Genomic DNA, 18,365 nt, shown 5'->3' with positions numbered 1-18,365 from the left:
CAGCCATTTTTTTGATGGCGACGTCCTACTTTCCAACACAGTTGCCCGTGCAGTATCATCGGCGCTGGCAGGCTTAACTGCCGTATTCGGAATGGGAACGGGTGTTTCCCTGCCGCTATCGTCACCAAAAAAATGGCTGTTTTTTTATTGTTAGCACTAAGCGCCCATTTTTGCTCCCCTTCCCAAGGGGAGCTGTCTAAAATTTGCGGTGCAAATTTTAGACTGAGGGGTGTATTGTATTTTAAGTAATCGAGGATACCCTAATTGTTTTGCTTTAAGAAACCAAAAGGTTCAAGCTCTTATGGAAAAACCTCGGCCGATTAGTATCAGTCAGCTGAACACATTACTGTGCTTACACCCCTGACCTATCAACCCGGTAGTCTACCGGAGGCCTTACTCCCACGAAGGGACAGGAAAATTTATCTTGGGACTAGCTTCTCGCTTAGATGCTTTCAGCGATTATCTAAACCGAACGTAGCTACCCGGCGCCTACCCCTGGCGGGATAACCGGTACACCATAGGTTCGTTCAACTCGGTCCTCTCGTACTAAAGTCAAACTCCCTCAATTTTCCTACGCTTGCAGCGGATATGGACCAAACTGTCTCACGACGTTCTGAACCCAGATCACGTACCTCTTTAACGGGCGAACAGCCCGACCCTTGGGACCTGCTTCAGCCCCAGGATGAGATGATCCGACATCGAGGTGCCAAACACTACCGTCGATATGAACTCTTGGGTAGTATCAGCCTGTTATCCCTAGAGTAACTTTTATCCGTTGAGCAATAGCCCTTCCACACAGTGCTATTGGATCACTATCTCCGACTTTCGTCCCTGCTCGGCCCGTCAGCCTCGCAGTCAAGCTCTCTTGTGCGATTACGCTCCACACACGATTTCCGACCGTGTTGAGAGAACCTTTGAGCGCCTCCGTTACCTTTTAGGAGGCGACCGCCCCAGTCAAACTGCCCACCAGACTCTGTCCGCGTGCTTGATAAAAGCGCCGCGTTAGAATTCCAACGAATTGAGGATGGTATCTCAACGTCGACTCATCGAAAACCGAAGTTTCCGAATCAAAGTCTCCCATCTATCCTGCGCACAATTAATCGAAACTCAAAGCCAAGTTACAGTAAAGCTTCATAGGGTCTTTCTGTCCTGCTGCAAGTAATCTGTATCTTCACAGATATTCCAATTTCACCGAGCCCCTCGTTGAGACAGTGCGAAAGTTGTTATGCCTTTCGTGCGGGTCGGAACTTACCCGACAAGGAATTTCGCTACCTTAGGACCGTTATAGTTACGGCCGCCGTTCACTGGGGCTTCGATTCAAAGCTGCGGCCTTGCGGCGTGACTTCTCCTCTTAACCTTCCAGCACTGGGCAGGCATCAGCCCCTATACATCGCCTTGCGGCTTTGCAGAGACCTGTGTTTTTGATAAACAGTCACTATCGCCTGGTTTTTGCAACCGCTTCCGGCTCCGGCTGTACGCCTTCACCTTACTGCGGCACCCTTTCTCCCGAAGTTACAGGGTCATTTTGCAGAGTTCCTTAACGAGAGATAACTCGCGCGCCTTAGGATTTTCTCCCCACCTACCTGTGTCGGTTTTAGTACGGGCAGCATATTTCTCCTTAGAAGTTTTTCTTGTCAGCGTGGCCCCGGCAACTCCGCCTTGCGGCTCGCCGCGCGTCTCGGGCTAATGAAAAACGGATTTACCTGTCTTTCACCCTACCTGCGCGGACCGGAATCCAATAACCGGCTACGCCTGGCCTTCTGCGTCACTCCATCGTGATAACGAAATATACTGGTGCAGGAATATTAACCTGCTGTCCATCGCTTACGCCTCTCGGCCTCAGCTTAGGTCCCGACTAACCCCGGGCGGACGACCCTTCCCCGGGAAACCTTAGGTTTTTGGCGAATATGATTCTCACATATTTTTTCGTTACTCATTCCGACATTCTCACTTCCGATTCGTCCATCCAGTCTTACGGCTGAACTTCACCCTACTACGGAACGCTCCTCTACCATGCATACAGTCAGCGACTGTATGTATCCGTGATTTCGGTACTATGCTTGAGCCCCTTAAATCTTTGGCGCTATGAGACTCGACCAGTGAGCTATTACGCTTTCTTTAAAGGGTGGCTGCTTCTAAGCCAACCTCCTGGTTGTCTGGGACTCACAACTTCCTTACGGTTAACACTTAGCATAGATTTGGGGACCTTAATCGACGGTCTGAATTCTTCTTCTCTCGTCTGTGAAGCTTATCCCCCACAGGCTCACTCCTGGATAATAAACCATCGGTATTCGCAGTTTGCGTAGGTTTGGTAGACTTTGGTGAGTCCCCTAGCCTAAACAGAGCTCTACCCCCGATGGGCTTCCTCCAAGGCTGCCCCTAAAGGCATTTCGAGGAGAACCAGCTATCGTCTAGTTCGGTTGGAATTTCTCCACTATTCACACGTCATCCGAGGATTTTTCAAGATCCACCGGTTCGCACCTCCACGGCGTGTTACCGCCGCTTCGCGCTGCACATGAATAGGTCACCAGACTTCGGGTCTACAAAATGCGACTAAACGCCCTATTAAGACTTGCTTTCGCTACGGCTCCGTTAAAAAACTTAACCTTGCCGCACATTGTAACTCGCCGGATCATTCTTCAATAGGCACACCATCAGCCTTGCGGCCTCTGATTGCTTGTAAGCGCATGGTTTCATGTTCTATTTCACTCCCCTCCCGGGGTTCTTTTCACCTTTCCCTCACGGTACTGTTTCGCTATCGGTCGAATAGAAGTACTTAGCCTTGGATGAATGGTCCACCCGGATTCAAACAGGATTTCACGTGTCCCGTTCTACTTGAGAAACAAAAGTAAGACTTTAAATTTTAAATTACGGGGCTATAACCCTCTCTGGCCGGACTTTTCAGACCGTTCTGCTAATCTAAAGTTTGGTAACTTACCGGACAGCCGCCAGACTGCCCCATCTGCTCTCGCAACACCGTATTGACAACGACTGGCGTCTATTACATCAACACGGTTTAGGCTCTTCCGTTTTCGATCACCTCTACTAACGGAGTCTCAATTGATTTACTTTCCTCAGGGTACTAAGATGTTTCAATTCCCCTGCTTACCTTCATACAGCTATGAATTCACTGTATAATATTACGGCATTACCCGTAATGAGTTGCCTCATTCGGAAATCCCCGGATCGATGCCAATAGCGGCTCCCCGAGGCTTATCGCAGCTTACCACGTCCTTCGTCGGCTCTATTCGCCAAGGTATCCTCCATGCGCCCTTAGTATTTTTCTCATATGTGAGCGAGAATCCTTTTGGCTATATTCTTAAATTAAACAATTAGAATATCCTAGATTACTTAAAATTCACATGAATAAATGTTCATAAGTTTTATTCATGCTCAATAAATGAATATCTCATCAATATTCATTCACTGCTAACAATATCAAAGATCACGGAGAAATTTTCTCCAAAAAACTGTAAAAAATTACAGCGTTATGATTAAAAATTACAAGTGACTGCGTTTACATCACTTGTCGTTTTCTGCCCCTTGTCACTTCGCGCAGGAGCGCAAAGTGGAGGCGACAGGAATCGAACCCGCGACTTCCTGCTTGCAAAGCAGGCGCTCTACCAACTGAGCTACGCCCCCATGCGGTTAATAGCGTCTGCTTCGTTAGAGAGTGCCAGCGTAGCAACGCGCTAACTTCTTCGACTCTGTAACTTCGGCCACTACGTGGCCTTGTTACTCTCGCTTAACTTCGCGGCCGCGCCGCTTGTTAAGCTTGAGTGGGCCATCGTGGACTCGAACCACGGACCTCACGCTTATCAGGCGTGCGCTCTAACCACCTGAGCTAATAGCCCAATTTAGGTTTCGTTTTAGGCAATGTTCTTTGGCATAAAGCCGCAATTCCGCTTGCGCGACACAAAAATCACACAAAAGGGAGCGCATATTAGCACACTATAAATTATTGCACAATAGCCGTCCGCGCCAAAATTTTGAAAATTTTTAACTGTTTAAAAAATGCCGAACTACGCATTGCCAGAAAAAGTTAGAAGATGCCAGCGCGTCGTTTTTTAAGGGACAGTAGCCAGCCGATCAAATCTGCGCGAATCCATTTTTTGTTGGAACGCTAAACGAGTGGGATAGCTTAAACATTTTTCAAACGCTTGATATTGTTCTGGATATTGAAAAGCGCTATTGCCCGCTCTGACCGTATCCACAAAAACGGCCAGCCTATCTTCTTCCGGTGAAACTTCTCCCGCCGAGGCAATAGTTGGATATTTTTTGCTGGTGTCATGACTCGGCCGACAGCCATTCTCTCGACAAAACTTTTGCAATAAAATTAATTTATCGGCGTTTAGTTTTTGGTTATATGTAGGAGTTTTCTGCCATAACTCCTTAAATCCATCATGCTGCTGTTGATATTGCCAGACCAGTTGATTCCAGTCCGGCAGCAAATACTGTGAAACAGAATTCGCCCATTTTCCCAATCTAACCTCTTGTTCATATCTAGTCTTGGTCATTTTTTTGCGGGCATCCGCTGATATTGATTGTCTTGGTCTATAGCCATACCGGACAATAAATTTTTTCCAGGCCGTAAGATTATCCGCGTTTTGTTTTTGATTGCCCGTTGGGGTTTGCGTATACCACTTCACAAATTTTGCCTGCTGCTGTTCCGGGTATTGCCAATCTCTTTGGCTGCCTTCTGCATTGTTTATAGTCTGGGCGGTATGCGCTATCCAGTTTCCCAGTCTAATTTCATTTTGATATTCCTCAGCCTTCATTAATTTGTGTTCCTCGATGGATATTTCCTGCCGCGGTTTGCAAGCGTGGCACGCGCTGAACTTTTGGCAGGCTTTCAGATTATCCGCATTATTTTTTTGCTGCCAGGTCGGCGTCTTATTCCACCAGCCAAGGAATCCCACCGGCTGCCGATTTGGATACTGCCAATCTATCGCATAAGGCACGTGGCCTTTGAGCTGCTGAGAAACATGGTTAGCCCATTTTCCCAGCTTTACTTCAAGCGCATAAGCCTCCGCAGACAATAGCGCCCGTTCTGCGCCGACAACAACCATTCTAGGCCTATAGCCATACTGCCTAATAAAACTTTTCCAGGCCGCAAAATTCTGCGTATTATTACGCTGGATATCCGCTTTAGTGAGTGACTTATTGGTAGGCTGAGCTATAATCTTTGTCAACATATTCAATCCTTGCTACTTATACATAATATATCATAAGCTGCTCAATTTGTATCCATAATTTACCTCTTAATATTGTATCGTGAGAAAAGAAAAACCGTCCCATTTTTTTTGCAACGCTTTCTGGCGATTTGCGATATATTTATTGAATGAGCTGGCTGGTGATAATTACTGGCGATCCGGTATTTTCGCTCTTAAAAAAACAACCTCGCGGCGGCAGAATTTAAAAAGGAGCGGCGCATGTTGGCTCGTTTATGTAAATTCTGGAAAAAAATCTGGAGACAACGTCTGCGCTATCAGGCTCGTCTGCGCCGGATCCAGCGGCTGCTGACTGTACCGCCTGAATATATTACCCAGCTGTCCGCGCAAAAACTGGCGGCGGAATACGCGCCCCTGCAGCGGTATTTTCAGAAGCGCCGCTTTAACCTCCACCGGCAAGTCCGCCGCTTCCGGCGCGGCATGGCGGATTTTGACCGGAGCATCGCGCGGCTCAATCAAAAGTTTATCCGGCAGGAATTAAAAACGCACAAAAAACTATTCGACAATATCGGCGGAAAGTCGCTGGATAAACAGCAGCGGCGCGCTATAGTTACAGACGCCCAAAACAATTTGATACTTGCCGGAGCGGGCAGCGGCAAAACCCTGACTATCGCCGGCAAAGTCCAGTATTTGGTACAGGTCAGAAATGTTGACCCGCAGAAAATTCTCGTCCTGTCCTTTACCCGCAAAGCGGTGCAGGAATTACAGGAACGCATTGTTGGCCGGCTCGGAACGCCTATTCAGGTCTGGACTTTCCATCAACTGGGCTTGCGTATTTTGCGCCAGCAAAGCCAGTCCGGCATTGCTGGAGAGGAATTATTGAGTCAAACAATCCAAAATTATCTCGCGCGGATTTTGCCGCAGGTTGACGCGCTATTTCTGAACGCGCTGCGGCTGTCCGGCATTCAAGCGCGGAATACGGAGGAATTAACCCTGTTAAAAAAACAAGCGGCGGATTGGCGGTCTGCGGACTGGCCTTTGGCCAAACTGGCGCAGCTCAGCCGCACCTTTATCAATCTTTTAAAGTCCAGCGGCCGCGCTCCGGCCGACTTAATAATTCCACCGGACGCCGCGGACGCGCCGGAGTCCAGAGCCACGCTTTTTTTGCCGATCTTAGCGCAGCTTTTTGCGCGGTATCAGGCCGAACTCGCCGCGCAAAACAAGCTAGATTTTCACGACATGATCAATCAGGCCGCGTGGCTGGTGCGGGAACAGGGCTCCCCGGCGCCCTACCGGTATATTATTATAGATGAATATCAGGATATTTCCTTAAGCCGTTTCCAGCTCATCAAGGCTATCCGGGAAAAAACCGGAGCGAAATTGATCTGTGTCGGCGATGACTGGCAGTCCATTTATAGATTTGCTGGCAGCGAGGTAAGTTTATTCACGGATTTTCAACAACAGGCCGGGCCAGCCGAACTGCTGAGAATAGAACGCACTTACCGCAATTCGCAAAATCTGATCAATATTGCCGCCAAATTTATTCAGGCCAATCCGGCGCAGCTGCAGAAAAAACTAGCTTCCCGCCGGCGCGTCCGCCAGCCGCTACGCATCATCAAGTACGGCCGCGGACAGGAACGCAGCGCGCTGGAACAGGCCATTCTTAATATTGTGGAAGAGTACGGTGAGAAAAAATCCCTGCTCATTTTAGGGCGGCATCAACGGGATATTCAAGAATTCCTGCCCGTTTCCCGAGAACGAACCAGATACCAGCTTTTTCAATTTGACGCCGCCAGCGGTAAACTGATCTATACGCGGCGGCCAAAATTAAATATAAATTACCTGACCGCGCACAAGGCCAAAGGACTGGAAGCCGATAATGTCATCGTGCTTAATTTGTCTGAACGCGCTCTGGGTTTTCCCAATCAAATAACCGACGACCCGCTGCTTTCTCTGGTTTTGGCTCAAGCCGAAAGTTTCCCGCTGGCCGAGGAACGCCGCTTGTTTTACGTCGCCATCACCCGAACGCGCCATACCACTTATCTGCTGGCCGCGCGGCAAAAGCCGTCCCGTTTCGTCACCGAGTGCGCGGCTTATCGGGATGTGCGTGTCAGCGAGCTGGCCAGAGGGGATAAGCCGCTGCTTTGCCCGCGCTGTCAGAGCGGCCATTTAACCATACTGACGCGCCGCGGCAGACAATTTTGGGGCTGTGAAAATCAACCGTGGTGCGGGTACAAAATCCCGGAAAGCTAGAACGCAATCAACTCTAATGTATAATTGGCGATATTTTTTTCCGCGCGGAAAAAGCCCAAATCAAAATATGTGTATCGACCAATTTGAGCAGAGCGGAAAAATGCGTCTTGGCTTCGGCCACCGGAAAAGTTTTCATATTGCTAGTATAGCATACTTGGTCAAGTTGACCAACAAAGCTTTTCAACAGTTACAAAAAAATGAAACTATTAAAAAATAGTTACGATATCATTATATCATTAAAGAAAGTGAGATTATTTAATGTTAATGTTATTAAGCAAAATATATGCCGACCAAGCAGAAAAAACTGTCAATAAAACAAATCATATTTTGCGTATATTACAAAATGAATTTGACTTGTCTGATGAGATAATGCGGGGCGCTCAGCTCAATCCTCATGCTCGCAAAATAATAATTAATGATGAAGATGACGGCATAGCTGAGGTTAATTTTTTCGGCAAGGAAATTCTTGGAACAACAATATTACTGGACTTGGAAAATTCGGCGCCGTCAATTCTGCAATTAATCGGAGAGCATGCGATAAGTTTCAAAACTTCCGCTCTGCCGGACGACATAACAGTTTTGTTACAACATTTACCTTACGCAGGCATTGGCAATTACGCTACATTGTATGACCATGTAAAAGACAATGTCTATAGAACAATACTCGTTCCTGAATATGAATTCAATGTCACTGCACCCACAGCCCATTATCTCGAACAGCAAAAAGAAATTAAGCAGCCTATCGACCATGAAACAGTGGGTCTTGCTACGAATTACTATGACAATATTTTTTATCCTAGCCAGCCAGTAAATACAATATACATTGTATCTAAAGAAATTGAAAAATCCGGCTGGGGTCTTTTTGGCGATGATTTGCTTTTGTGTCAACTTGTTGACACTATAGTTCATGAAAGCGTTCATTGCCAAATACACAGCTTATTAAGAAATGGTTTTGATATTACCTTAAGTGAAAACGAACGTTATGCTTACATTATTTCTTTATATGTAACTCAAGCCCTATTGGATAATTTTGAAGAATTATTTCCAGACGACACACCCTCAAGCAGTACCGGAAGACCTTTTGATAGCCTAATAAATGATGCTAGTAAAAAATTACAAGGGGAGATGCTGTATCCGATACTACTTGAACGGGCTGCTTATATTATCCGTATACTACGGATGCATAATGAAGCTTTAGGTATAGCTCAAGACAATATTTTCGACATCAACTTTAAAGGGAAAAAAGAAAATATATCTTTTAGTTTCAAAAACATTTTACGTAAAGATTTCCTAGAACAAGTTTATAAAGAACTAGCCAAAAAAGATAAGCAAGATTAGCAATCCACCGGCGCCGTTCACCAAACACATTTCAAGCCGTCTTTTACATACCGCGCCGCCGTCCGGTCAACGGTCAAAAAGGTCAGATTATTTTGCAGCGCCGTCCAGATCAGCAAGCGGTCGAAAGGATCTCTATGGCGCATAGGCAGTTGATAATTGGTTATCAAATCCAAATTATTTAATGGTAAACAAATATAGCTGCGTGTTTCTAATTCCGCAAAAAATTCTTCGGGAGTATAACCGGCAAGCGTTAATTTCTTTACGCCGTATTTAATAGCGATCTCCCATAAACTAACCGGACTGTAATACACTAAATTATTTTCATTGCTTAAAATATTCAAGACCGTTGGCGATATTTTTTTCCGCGCGGAAAAAGCCCAAATCAAAATATGTGTATCGACCAAATAGTTCATTTATTTCATATTTAGCAACTCTTCAGTGGTCATATACCAATCTTTGGCAAATTTCACCTTCATTTTTCCTTCTAATGAACCGATCCCGCGCGTCTTTTTTTGCTGGCGCGCGGCAAAAGGAATCAGCAGCGCTACCATTTCTTTTTTTCGCCCGTAAGATATGGCTATCTCCTCGCCTTTCTCAACTTCTTTGAGCAGAGCGGAAAAATGCGTCTTGGCTTCGGCCACCGGAAAAGTTTTCATATTGCTAGTATAGCATACTTGGTCAAGTTGACCAAGAAGAAAAAATAGTTACCAGACCTAAGAAAACCAAATAACGGATACCAATACTACATCGACCTAACAAAATCAGCCGAAGCCAATTTTGTTTCTCCTTAGAAAGGAGGTGATCCAGCCACACCTTCCGGTACGGCTACCTTGTTACGACTTCACCCCAATCACCGACTCTATCTTAGGCAGCTGCCTCCTTGCGGTTGGCTCACTGACTTCGGATATATCCGGCTTTCATGGTGTGACGGGCGGTGTGTACAAGGCCCGGGAACGTATTCAACGCAGCATGCTGATCTGCGTTTACTAGCAATTCCATCTTCATGCAGGCGAGTTGCAGCCTGCAATCTGAACTGAGGCAAGTTTTTTGAGATTTGCTCCGCCTTGCGGCTTGGCGTCCCTTTGTACTTGCCATTGTATCATGTGTGTAGCCCAGAACATAAAGGGCATGATGATTTGACATCATCCCCACCTTCCTCCCGTTTACCACGGGCAGTCTGTTGAGAGTGCTCAACTTAATGTAGCAACACAACACGAGGGTTGCGCTCGTTGCAGGACTTAACCTAACATCTCACGACACGAGCTGACGACAACCATGCACCACCTGTCTTGAGGCTCCCTTGCGGGCACTTTCACACTTCTGTGAAATTCCCCAGATGTCAAGTTCTGGTAAGGTTTTTCGGGTATCGTCGAATTAAACCACATGATCCACTGCTTGTGCGGGCCCCCGTCAATTCCTTTGAGTTTTAATCTTGCGATCGTACTCCCCAGGCGGCACATTTAACGCGTTAGCTTCGGCACAGAGGGAGTCGATACCCCCTATACCTAATGTGCATCGTTTACAGCGTGGACTACCAGGGTATCTAATCCTGTTTGCTCCCCACGCTTTCGTATCTCAGCGTCAGTATTGATCCAGAAAGCCGCCTTCGCCACGGGTGTTCCTAACAATATCTACGCATTTCACCGCTACACTGTTAGTTCCGCTTTCCTCTCCCAAACTCTAGTATTCCAGTATCAAACCCGAACCGAAGTTGAGCCCCGGGATTTGAAGTTTGACTTAGAATACCGCCTACATACGCTTTACGCCCAGTAAATCCGGATAACGCTTGCACCCTATGTATTACCGCGGCTGCTGGCACATAGTTTGCCGGTGCTTCCTCCACAGGTACCATCATTATTGTCCCTGTTGACAGAACTTTACATCCCGAAAGACTTCATCATTCACGCGGCGTCGCTGCTTCAGGCTTGCGCCCATTGAGCAAAATTCCTCACTGCTGCCTCCCGTAGGAGTCTGGACCGTGTCTCAGTTCCAGTGTGGCTGTTCGTCCTCTCAGACCAGCTACTGATCATCGTCTTGGTGGGCTGTTACTCCGCCAACTAACTAATCAGGCATAAATTCATCTTTCAGCCATCTAAGTGTTTTCCTTAAAGGAGAATGCTCTCCTCAAATCGTATCGGGTATTAGCCCAAGTTTCCCTAGGTTGTCCCCGTCTGAAAGGCAGATAATTTATGTATTACTCACCCGTCCGCCACTCGCCATCATCTGTATTGCTACAGACATGCTGCCGTTCGACTTGCATGTGTTAGGCACGCCGCCAGCGTTAATCCTGAGCCAGGATCAAACTCTCATTTAATAATATCTCCGAGTATTACGCCCGGAGCAAGTTTGATTTCTGACAGGTTATAGAGATTACATTACATAATCTCCCCGTTAAAAGAAAATTTTTGAAAAAAATTTACAAAAAAATTCGTACTGGCATGTTTCAAATAACTAATGGGAATCAGTTATTTGCCGTTATTCAGTTTTCAAAGATCCGCCCCGTAAAGGGAGCGAAATATTAGCACAGGCTTATTTTTTGTGCAATATATCTCATTATCAGATGCAGTCCTGCCAGCGCGTCATTTTCTGGCGCAGATCGATCTGCCGGCCGTCGATAAAAAAAGTCCCGTCGCCTTTGGCGTGAAAAACGCGCTGTTCCCGCCGCGCCGGATCGTGCCAGGCCGCGACGCCCCGCAGGACAAATAATTCACCGCCGTTGATGTTCAGTTTTTTAATTAGCTTACATTCCAGATTTTTTAAACACTCCCCGATCAGCGGAGCCTTTACTTTCGCGGCCGGCCGCGGCGTCAATTTGAATTCGGCAAATTTGTCCACCTCGGAGCCGGAACAATTGCCAATGGCCACGGTTTTTTCCAGCAGGTCCGCGCCGGGTATGGCGAGGACACATTCTCTGGTCTTGAGCAGCGCAAAATAAGAGCTGTCCCATGGCCCCAGCATCACACCGACCATGGGGCTGAAATCCATCGACATGGTGCAGCTGGCGGTCATTAGGTTATTTTGGCCCTGATAAAAAGTGCTGAGCAATACGACCGGCCCTTCCTCCATAAAAGTAAAAGCCCGGCGCAGGGGAAATTTTTGCGGAATATTTTTAGCGTCGCGCATTTGGTTTATTTTATATTACTCCGCGCCGATCAGCCAGACACCGCGTTCCCGAAAAGCCGGCAGGGTCTGGCGGCGGGCTTTGTTGAGCAGAGCGCTGCTGTTTTGTCCGGTCTGTCTGGCGTACTCGGTCAGCTTGATTATTTTCTGGCTGCGCAGATAAGCCAACCGCTTATGCAAAGACTCCGTCAGCAGCCGCGCGAAAAGTTCCGTGAACCCTGTGTAGTTGTTTTTGTTATTTTGATATTCCGTAAACAAAGCATAGTAGTTTTTTTGTTTGTTTTTGTTCTGAATAATGATCGGCGGCAGGCGGCGCTGGGATAATTGCAGATTGATCAAGACCCGGCCGATCCGTCCGTTGCCGTCGCAGAAAGGATGCAGCGATTCGAACTCCGCGTGAAATCTGGCGATACTGTCCAAAAAATACAGATCGTCCGCCTGATATTCGTCCAGCAGTTTTGTGACCAGGTCAGGCACCAGCTGCGGATCCGGCGCGATATGCCGACCGACCCGCACCCATTCGCTGCCGTGGCGAAAACGCCCGTGAATATCCTCAGCAATATCATTCAGCAGCAGATGATGCAAAAATAAAATATTCTTTTTGTTTAAAGGCAGATCCGGCTGGCGCGCTAAATATTCCTGCACCCGTCCCAGATTTCTGGCTTCAAAAAATTCACGCGCGCTCATTTCACGCGGCGCTTTTTGCTCCAGCAAAATTTTTTCCGTCTCCTCCAGAGTCAGCGTGGAATTTTCGATCGCGTTGGAATTGTAAACCATTTCCGGCAATTCTCGCTGCTCAATGAGCCGCAACAAACCTTCGCGGCCGCGCGCTAAAACGCGGTACTCCTGCCCAAGCCGGTTTATGTAGGCCTTTTGAGTTTCGTTAATCACATACTAATTATAGTAATATTAACGCTTTTTGTCAAATAAAACGTTAATATTATGCAAAAGCCGCGCCTGTCCCTTTGGCTGAGCGAAAAAACAAAGATATTTTCCGCCGATATGCTATAATTTTCTCTCAAAAATGCAAGAGCTTTTTTCTATAAACTGCGCGGATCTGGCCAGGATCAAAAAACTCCCGCCGCGGGATCAGGGACATTATCTGCCTTTCAACACCTATCCGCACGGCTGTCCGCTGGGCGGTTTTGGCGCGGGGACGATCGGCCGCTCGCCGTACGGGGATTTCAATATCTGGCATATCAAGATCGGCGCGCATATCGCCGAAGAGCTCAAGGCCTGTTGTTTTCACGTTTACCAAAAAGACAGCCGGAAAACTTATGTCAACACGCTGACGGCGCGGCCGTATGCCGACAGCAAGCTGCAAAATTTTGCGCCGCCTTTTGCCGCCAAACACACGCGTTACTCCGCCGCCTACCCCAAAGCCAAATACGTTTTTGCCGATCCGCAGCAGCCCGCTGAAATTATCTGCGAGCAATATTCGCCGGTGCTGCCGCATAATTATCGGGAGACCAGCTACCCTGTCGCTGTATTTGAACATACGGTGCGCAATAAAACGACGGAACAGATCGAAGTCGCGCTGGCCATGAGCTGGGCCAATCTAACTGGCTGGGGTTTTGAAGACCAGCGGCCCGGCGTGCAGGACAACTGGTTTAGTTTTGTCAAAAACAATCAAAACCGCCGGCAGGAATTGCGCGCGGATAAGAAAATGACGGCGGTAATTATGAGCAACCTGACGGACACTTCGCAGCGTCGAAACGTCCGCCGAGAAATGGACGGACAGCTCGGCATCGCCGTCTGCGGCGGCGCGCAAACTTCCGCGCAGACTTATTTTTATCTGCAGGGCCGCGGCGCGGAATTTGAAAGTTTTGCGCGAACTGGAATTTTTGACGGGCAAGCTCCGTCTAATTTGCTGGAGCAGCAAAATTATGGCGCGGCTGTGGCCGGCAAAGTTATTTTACAAGCCGGTGAAACTCAAAAAATAACTTTTCTGCTCGTCTGGGATCTGCCGGTCATGCATTTCGGCGCGGGTGTAAACCGCTATAAATATTACACGCGCTTTTTTGACCGCAGCGGCCGCAACGCCGACGCTTTGCTGCAAACCGCCGCCCAACAATATCCGGTCTGGTCGCAAAAAATCGACGCCTGGCAGGAAGAAATTATCCGCGGCAGCCAGACCGCCCGGCAGTTAAAAAAAGAAAAGTCCCGCAAAAATTATCTACAAATGCTGATCAATGAATTATATTTTTTGGCGGACGGCGGCAGCTGCTGGGACGCGCAGACTGGCTCTTTTGGCCTGCTGGAGTGTTTCGATTATCCGTTTTATGAAACTCTGGATGTGCGTTTTTACGGCTCCTGGCCGCTGCTCAAATTTTGGCCGGAGATCGAGCTCAAAATCATGCGGGATTTTGCCGCCAGTATCGGCCGGAGCGATCCGCAGTTGATCCGTTATCATTTTCACACGGACGACCCTCTGCTGCCGCTGCCTCTAAATAAAAAAGAACGGCTTTTGTGCTGCGGCCGCCGGAAAATCGCCGGAGCCTGCCCGCACGATCTCGGTTCGCCCAAACACGCGCCTTTCAGCAGTCCGGCCGGCTACACGTGGCAGAACACTAATTACTGGAAAGATCTGAACGCTAAATTCATTCTGCTGGCTTACCGTGATTATGTTTTTACCGGCAATCGGAAATTTTTGCGCGAGGTCTGGCCGTCCCTGCGTCAGGCGCTGGCCTATCTGCAAAAAATGGACAGGGATCAGGACGGCGTGCCGGAAAACAGCGGCTATCCTGATCAGACTTACGACAATTGGGCAATGAGCGGCGTGTCGGCTTACTGCGGTTCGCTCTGGCTGGCGGCTTTGCGTGTCATGCACAGCGCGGCGGAAACACTCGGCGACGCGCCAGCGGCCAAAAGCTACGCGGCTCTGCTGGCCAGAGCGCAAAAAACTTTTGACCAAAAATTATGGAACGGCAAATATTATAATTTCTGCGCAGACAGCACGGACATTATGGCCGACCAGCTCATCGGACAATGGTACATCGCCCTGCTGCAAACCGAACCGATACTGCACAACAGCAAAATTCTTTCCGCGCTGAAAACGATCTACCGCGGCACACGCAGCCGCTGGGGACTGCTCTCCGGCAAGAAAAAGAACGGCCAACTGGTCGAGGCCGAACAAGGCCGCGACATCTGGGTCGGCACGAATTTCGCGCTCTGTTCTTTGTTCCTGAAAAATGGCCTGCGTAAAGAAGCGGAAAAAATCCTGAATCTGATGGCGGAAATTATTTACCGCCGCGGTTTTTTCTTTCGCACGCCGGAAGGCTGGGACAGTCAGGGACATTTCACCGCGACAATGTATATGCGGCCAAGCGCAATTTGGGCGCTGGAGTTTTAAGCAGTTTCTATATTATTTAAATATACCGCAGATCTTCTTTAGTCGTAATTTTGATATTGCGCGGATCGCCGGGCACAGTATAAACAGGCGCGCCGAGCTTCTCCACTAGCATCGCGTCGTCGGTGCAGCCCCGCGGATCTACCTGAGCATAGGCCTGGAGCAGAAGATCCTTGCGGAAACACTGCGGCGTCTGGGCGGCAAAAAGCGCGGCGCGTCTAGGCGTGGCCAAAACTTTATTATTTTTCACCACTTTTATAGTGTCCACCACGGGGACGACAGGGATCACCGCCGGATATTTGGCCAAAGCTTTTTTCAGCCGCGCGACCAGACTGCCTGTCACATTCGGCCGCGCGCCGTCATGGATCAGCACATGGGTGATGTCCCCGCGCAGCGCGGCCAGCCCATTACGAACAGAGTCAGAACGCTCCCGCCCGCCTTTGACAATATCGGCGGATTTAATTTTATATTTTTTCAAGATTTTCACAAATTTCTCCGGCGCGTCGCATACGATAATTATTTGATCTAATTTTATCCGGTCGTGCTGGTTCACTAATTTTTCCAGCGTGTGGACAAACAGCGGCTTATTTTTATGCAAAAACAATTGTTTGTTCTGTCCAAAACGCCGCCCCTGCCCGCCGGCCGCGAGAAGGAGAGCGAATTTCATTGTGCGGGGCGCCATAGCAAAATGATAACATTTACCTTTGCAGCAGCTCAATCAGCAAATATTCTTCCCGCTGCGTAAGTTCCCGCGCGGCTTCCCGCAAAACTTTCCGAAATTCCACATAAAATCTGGCCAAAAATCTCTCACGCGTGGCTGGCAAATCAACGACATCTCCATACTCCAGACAGGCCGCTTTTTCCGCCGTATAAAATTCTTGGTAAGCCGCGTCACCGCCCAGACAGCCCAGCTGAAAAACCACGATCCACGCCAAAAGCCTGTCGACAGTATCCTGATTGGCTTCATTCCTGACCCGCTCCAACATTCTCAGAATATCATTCTCATGCAGCTCGAACAGCCGTCTGTAAGTCTCGAAATAAGCTTTATTATATTTTATTTTTAACTCTTCCTGCAGCGCAAGGAAAGCCCGGCCTTGAGGCCAATTTTCCGCATCCCGCGCGGCAGACCGGTCTGTCTGCAGAACATCAGCTTCTTGCAGCGCCGCGTCATAAGCCGACAGCAGGGCGTCCCCATCCTCTTTATTCTTTATAAACGCCTCCAGTTTTTCCACATTTTTAACTTTATTCTGGTTATTAAGTATTTTATATTCTTTCCATGTCTGTATGTCTTTCACGGCTTTGTCAAATCTAGTCTGTAGTTCGTTATTAAGTCTGATATGGCCGCTTTTAACGCGTCTATAAAATCCTCCCAGCGCCTTTGCAGCAAGGTCGTCAGATCTCCGGTTCGGTATATATCCTTTGTTTTTTATAAATTCATCCAACGCGGCGACCATGGCCTCTTTTTGCGCGTCCGTGCGCGCCGTGAATATTCTCTTTTCCTGCTCGGCAGCTCCGGCTTTTAACATACGTCATATCCTTTTGCATTTATTATTTTATCGTAAGTTTTTACGGAAAATTGCAGGAAAATTGGCGGATATTTTGTGACCGGAAAACCGTCTTACAGACCGGCGCGGATCACCGAGCTGACCTCCAGCACTTGCCGGAGCGCGCCGATCCGCCGAACCGCTTTTTGCAGCAAGGCTTCTGGCGCCAGATGCGTAATGATGACCAGATAGGCCACGCTGTCCGCGTCTTTTTGCTGCACGGCCTTAATGCTTACTTTATGATCGGCGCAGATCCTGGATACGGCGGCCAGCACACCGGGTTCGTCCTTGACTTTCAGCCGGATAAAATACTCGCTGGTGATCGCGCCGATCGGCACGATTTCTTTGCGCGTAAAATTAAAACACGGCGCGGCGTTAGTGTCTTCGGTATCGTGCAAAGCCAGATCAACTATGTCGCCGATCACCGCCGAAGCGGTGGGCAGCTCGCCCGCGCCACGGCCGTAAAACATCGTCTCGCCCACGCAGTCGCCTTCCACAAACACGGCGTTGAAAGCGTCATTGACGGTGGCCAGCGGATGCCTCTGCGGCACCATGACCGGATGCACGCGCAGCTCCACGTTTTTGGCGTCATGCGCAATACCGATCGCCAGCAGCTTAATGACGTAGCCGAATTCCCGCGCCAGAGCGATATCCGCCGCGCTGATCTCCCGAATGCCCTCGTGGTAAATATCCTGATAAGCGAAATGCGAATTAAAGGCCAGGCTGGCCAGGATCGCTAATTTATAGACCACGTCATAACCGTCAATGTCATTGGTCGGATCGGCCTCGGCGTACCCCAAAGACTGCGCTTCTTTTAAGGCGTCCGCCAGTTCCGCATTTTCACGGTACATTTTAGTCAAAATGTAATTGGTCGTGCCGTTGACTATGCCGTAAATCCGCCGGATATTATTGCCGGCCAGCGCTTTGGTCAGCGCGTTGATGATCGGTATACCGCCGCCCGCCGAAGCCTCGAATAAAATATTCACTTTATTTTGCGCGGCCAGCGCGCTAAATTCGCGGCCGTACTTGGCGATAACCTCTTTGTTGGAAGTGACGACATGCTTGCCGTTTTTGAGCGCGGTCTCGATAAATTTTCTGGCCGGATTGACACCGCCGATCACCTCGACGACTATATCGACCGCCGGATCGTTGAGCGCTTTGAGCGCGTCGGTGGTCAAAATTTCTTTCGGCGCTTTAACACCACGGTCTTTTTTAAGATCCAGATCAGCGATATATTTCAGCGTTAGTTTTTTACCGGTGCGCCTGGCCAGCAGGTCGCCGTTATGCAGCAGCATCTTGACCACGCCCGCGCCGACCGTGCCGAAACCTAATACCGCGATATTCAGCTCTGTTTTGGACATGGGGGGATAATATCACAGTTCGGTCACTTCGACAGCGTATCCGTAGGATACTACGTTCACCGACCAAAGCTCGGCCAACGCGAGACACCCCACCAGTCCGCCTTTCGGCGGCCCGCCTCCCCTTGGCAAGGGGAGGCGGCAGCGCTAGCTGCGGTGGGGTGTTTTGCCGCAAGCAAAACGTTAGAAAATCTAACGTCTGGTCTGCCAACATCAAAATAATTTAATGACG

Annotated in this window: 11 protein-coding genes, 2 tRNA genes and 3 rRNA genes; 3 read left to right on the top strand and 13 right to left on the bottom strand. The window is 48.7% G+C overall.

All coding sequences use genetic code 11. The annotated features are described in order from the left end of the window. Positions 1-12 precede the first annotated feature (12 nt). From rrf to LBJ25_04035, 5 genes are all read right to left on the bottom strand, one after another. Positions 13-129 (bottom strand): 5S ribosomal RNA (rrf, locus tag LBJ25_04055). A 171-nt stretch (positions 130-300) separates the two neighbouring features. Continuing rightward, positions 301-3,287, bottom strand: a 23S ribosomal RNA gene (locus LBJ25_04050). Between the two features lie 282 nt (positions 3,288-3,569). After that, positions 3,570-3,642, bottom strand: a tRNA-Ala gene (locus tag LBJ25_04045). Between the two features lie 138 nt (positions 3,643-3,780). Beyond that, positions 3,781-3,854: transfer RNA gene (locus tag LBJ25_04040), tRNA-Ile, on the bottom strand. A 213-nt stretch (positions 3,855-4,067) separates the two neighbouring features. Further along, on the bottom strand, positions 4,068-4,778 hold the full coding sequence (locus LBJ25_04035; GenBank protein ID MDR1453126.1) for a hypothetical protein: 711 nt from the start codon (positions 4,776-4,778) through the stop codon (positions 4,068-4,070). Positions 4,779-5,432: 654 nt separating this feature from the next. Between LBJ25_04035 and LBJ25_04030 the strand changes: the two genes are divergently transcribed. Both LBJ25_04030 and LBJ25_04025 read left to right on the top strand, forming a co-directional pair. Then, the gene (locus LBJ25_04030) at positions 5,433-7,424 is read left to right on the top strand and encodes a UvrD-helicase domain-containing protein (GenBank protein ID MDR1453125.1); all 1,992 of its coding nucleotides are present in this window, start codon (positions 5,433-5,435) and stop codon (positions 7,422-7,424) included. A 264-nt stretch (positions 7,425-7,688) separates the two neighbouring features. Continuing rightward, positions 7,689-8,762 (top strand): hypothetical protein, encoded by a 1,074-nt coding sequence (locus LBJ25_04025; protein MDR1453124.1) that lies wholly within the window; start codon positions 7,689-7,691, stop codon positions 8,760-8,762. A gap of 17 nt (positions 8,763-8,779) precedes the next feature. Here the strand turns inward: LBJ25_04025 and LBJ25_04020 are convergent, their stop codons facing one another. The 5 genes from LBJ25_04020 to LBJ25_04000 form a co-directional block, all read right to left on the bottom strand. Next, a complete protein-coding gene (locus LBJ25_04020) occupies positions 8,780-9,175 on the bottom strand; it encodes a type II toxin-antitoxin system VapC family toxin (protein MDR1453123.1) in 396 nt (131 codons plus the stop codon). Beyond that, entirely contained in the window at positions 9,176-9,418 is a 243-nt protein-coding gene (locus LBJ25_04015) for a type II toxin-antitoxin system Phd/YefM family antitoxin (protein MDR1453122.1), read from the bottom strand. It abuts the gene before it with no gap. Between the two features lie 135 nt (positions 9,419-9,553). Then, positions 9,554-11,076 (bottom strand): 16S ribosomal RNA (locus LBJ25_04010). A gap of 242 nt (positions 11,077-11,318) precedes the next feature. Further along, positions 11,319-11,885, bottom strand: a complete 567-nt coding sequence (locus tag LBJ25_04005; protein MDR1453121.1) for a flavin reductase family protein — start codon at positions 11,883-11,885, stop codon at positions 11,319-11,321. 15 nt (positions 11,886-11,900) lie between these two features. Then, positions 11,901-12,773 (bottom strand): Fic family protein, encoded by an 873-nt coding sequence (locus LBJ25_04000; protein MDR1453120.1) that lies wholly within the window; start codon positions 12,771-12,773, stop codon positions 11,901-11,903. 133 nt (positions 12,774-12,906) lie between these two features. Between LBJ25_04000 and LBJ25_03995 the strand changes: the two genes are divergently transcribed. Further along, positions 12,907-15,234 (top strand): hypothetical protein, encoded by a 2,328-nt coding sequence (locus LBJ25_03995; protein MDR1453119.1) that lies wholly within the window; start codon positions 12,907-12,909, stop codon positions 15,232-15,234. Between the two features lie 16 nt (positions 15,235-15,250). Here the strand turns inward: LBJ25_03995 and ispD are convergent, their stop codons facing one another. The 3 genes from ispD to LBJ25_03980 all read right to left on the bottom strand — a co-directional run bounded on the left by ispD (position 15,251) and on the right by LBJ25_03980 (position 18,136). Beyond that, a complete protein-coding gene (ispD, locus tag LBJ25_03990) occupies positions 15,251-15,898 on the bottom strand; it encodes a 2-C-methyl-D-erythritol 4-phosphate cytidylyltransferase (GenBank protein ID MDR1453118.1) in 648 nt (215 codons plus the stop codon). Positions 15,899-15,929: 31 nt separating this feature from the next. Then, positions 15,930-16,757, bottom strand: a complete 828-nt coding sequence (locus LBJ25_03985) for a hypothetical protein (protein ID MDR1453117.1) — start codon at positions 16,755-16,757, stop codon at positions 15,930-15,932. Between the two features lie 92 nt (positions 16,758-16,849). Continuing rightward, entirely contained in the window at positions 16,850-18,136 is a 1,287-nt protein-coding gene (locus LBJ25_03980; GenBank protein MDR1453116.1) for a homoserine dehydrogenase, read from the bottom strand. Positions 18,137-18,365 lie beyond the last annotated feature (229 nt).

Source organism: Candidatus Margulisiibacteriota bacterium (assembly GCA_031268855.1).
In the GTDB taxonomy this organism is placed as follows: domain Bacteria; phylum Margulisbacteria; class Termititenacia; order Termititenacales; family Termititenacaceae; genus Termititenax.
The sequence above is the reverse complement of the archived record's forward strand: the minus strand, read 5'-3'. Positions and strand labels throughout refer to the sequence as shown.

Bases quoted from the DNA above. Each gene is read 5' to 3' on its own strand.
- LBJ25_04035 (MDR1453126.1), bottom strand. From the start codon at position 4,778: ATGAAGGCTGAGGAATATCAAAATGAAATTAGACTGGGAAACTGGATA.
- LBJ25_04030 (MDR1453125.1), top strand. From the start codon at position 5,433: ATGTTGGCTCGTTTATGTAAATTCTGGAAAAAAATCTGGAGACAACGT.
- LBJ25_03995 (MDR1453119.1), top strand. From the start codon at position 12,907: ATGCAAGAGCTTTTTTCTATAAACTGCGCGGATCTGGCCAGGATCAAA.
- LBJ25_03980 (MDR1453116.1), bottom strand. From the start codon at position 18,136: ATGTCCAAAACAGAGCTGAATATCGCGGTATTAGGTTTCGGCACGGTC.
- LBJ25_03985 (MDR1453117.1), bottom strand. From the start codon at position 16,757: ATGTTAAAAGCCGGAGCTGCCGAGCAGGAAAAGAGAATATTCACGGCG.
- ispD (MDR1453118.1), bottom strand. From the start codon at position 15,898: ATGAAATTCGCTCTCCTTCTCGCGGCCGGCGGGCAGGGGCGGCGTTTT.
- LBJ25_04005 (MDR1453121.1), bottom strand. From the start codon at position 11,885: ATGCGCGACGCTAAAAATATTCCGCAAAAATTTCCCCTGCGCCGGGCT.
- LBJ25_04025 (MDR1453124.1), top strand. From the start codon at position 7,689: ATGTTATTAAGCAAAATATATGCCGACCAAGCAGAAAAAACTGTCAAT.
- LBJ25_04020 (MDR1453123.1), bottom strand. From the start codon at position 9,175: ATGAACTATTTGGTCGATACACATATTTTGATTTGGGCTTTTTCCGCG.
- LBJ25_04015 (MDR1453122.1), bottom strand. From the start codon at position 9,418: ATGAAAACTTTTCCGGTGGCCGAAGCCAAGACGCATTTTTCCGCTCTG.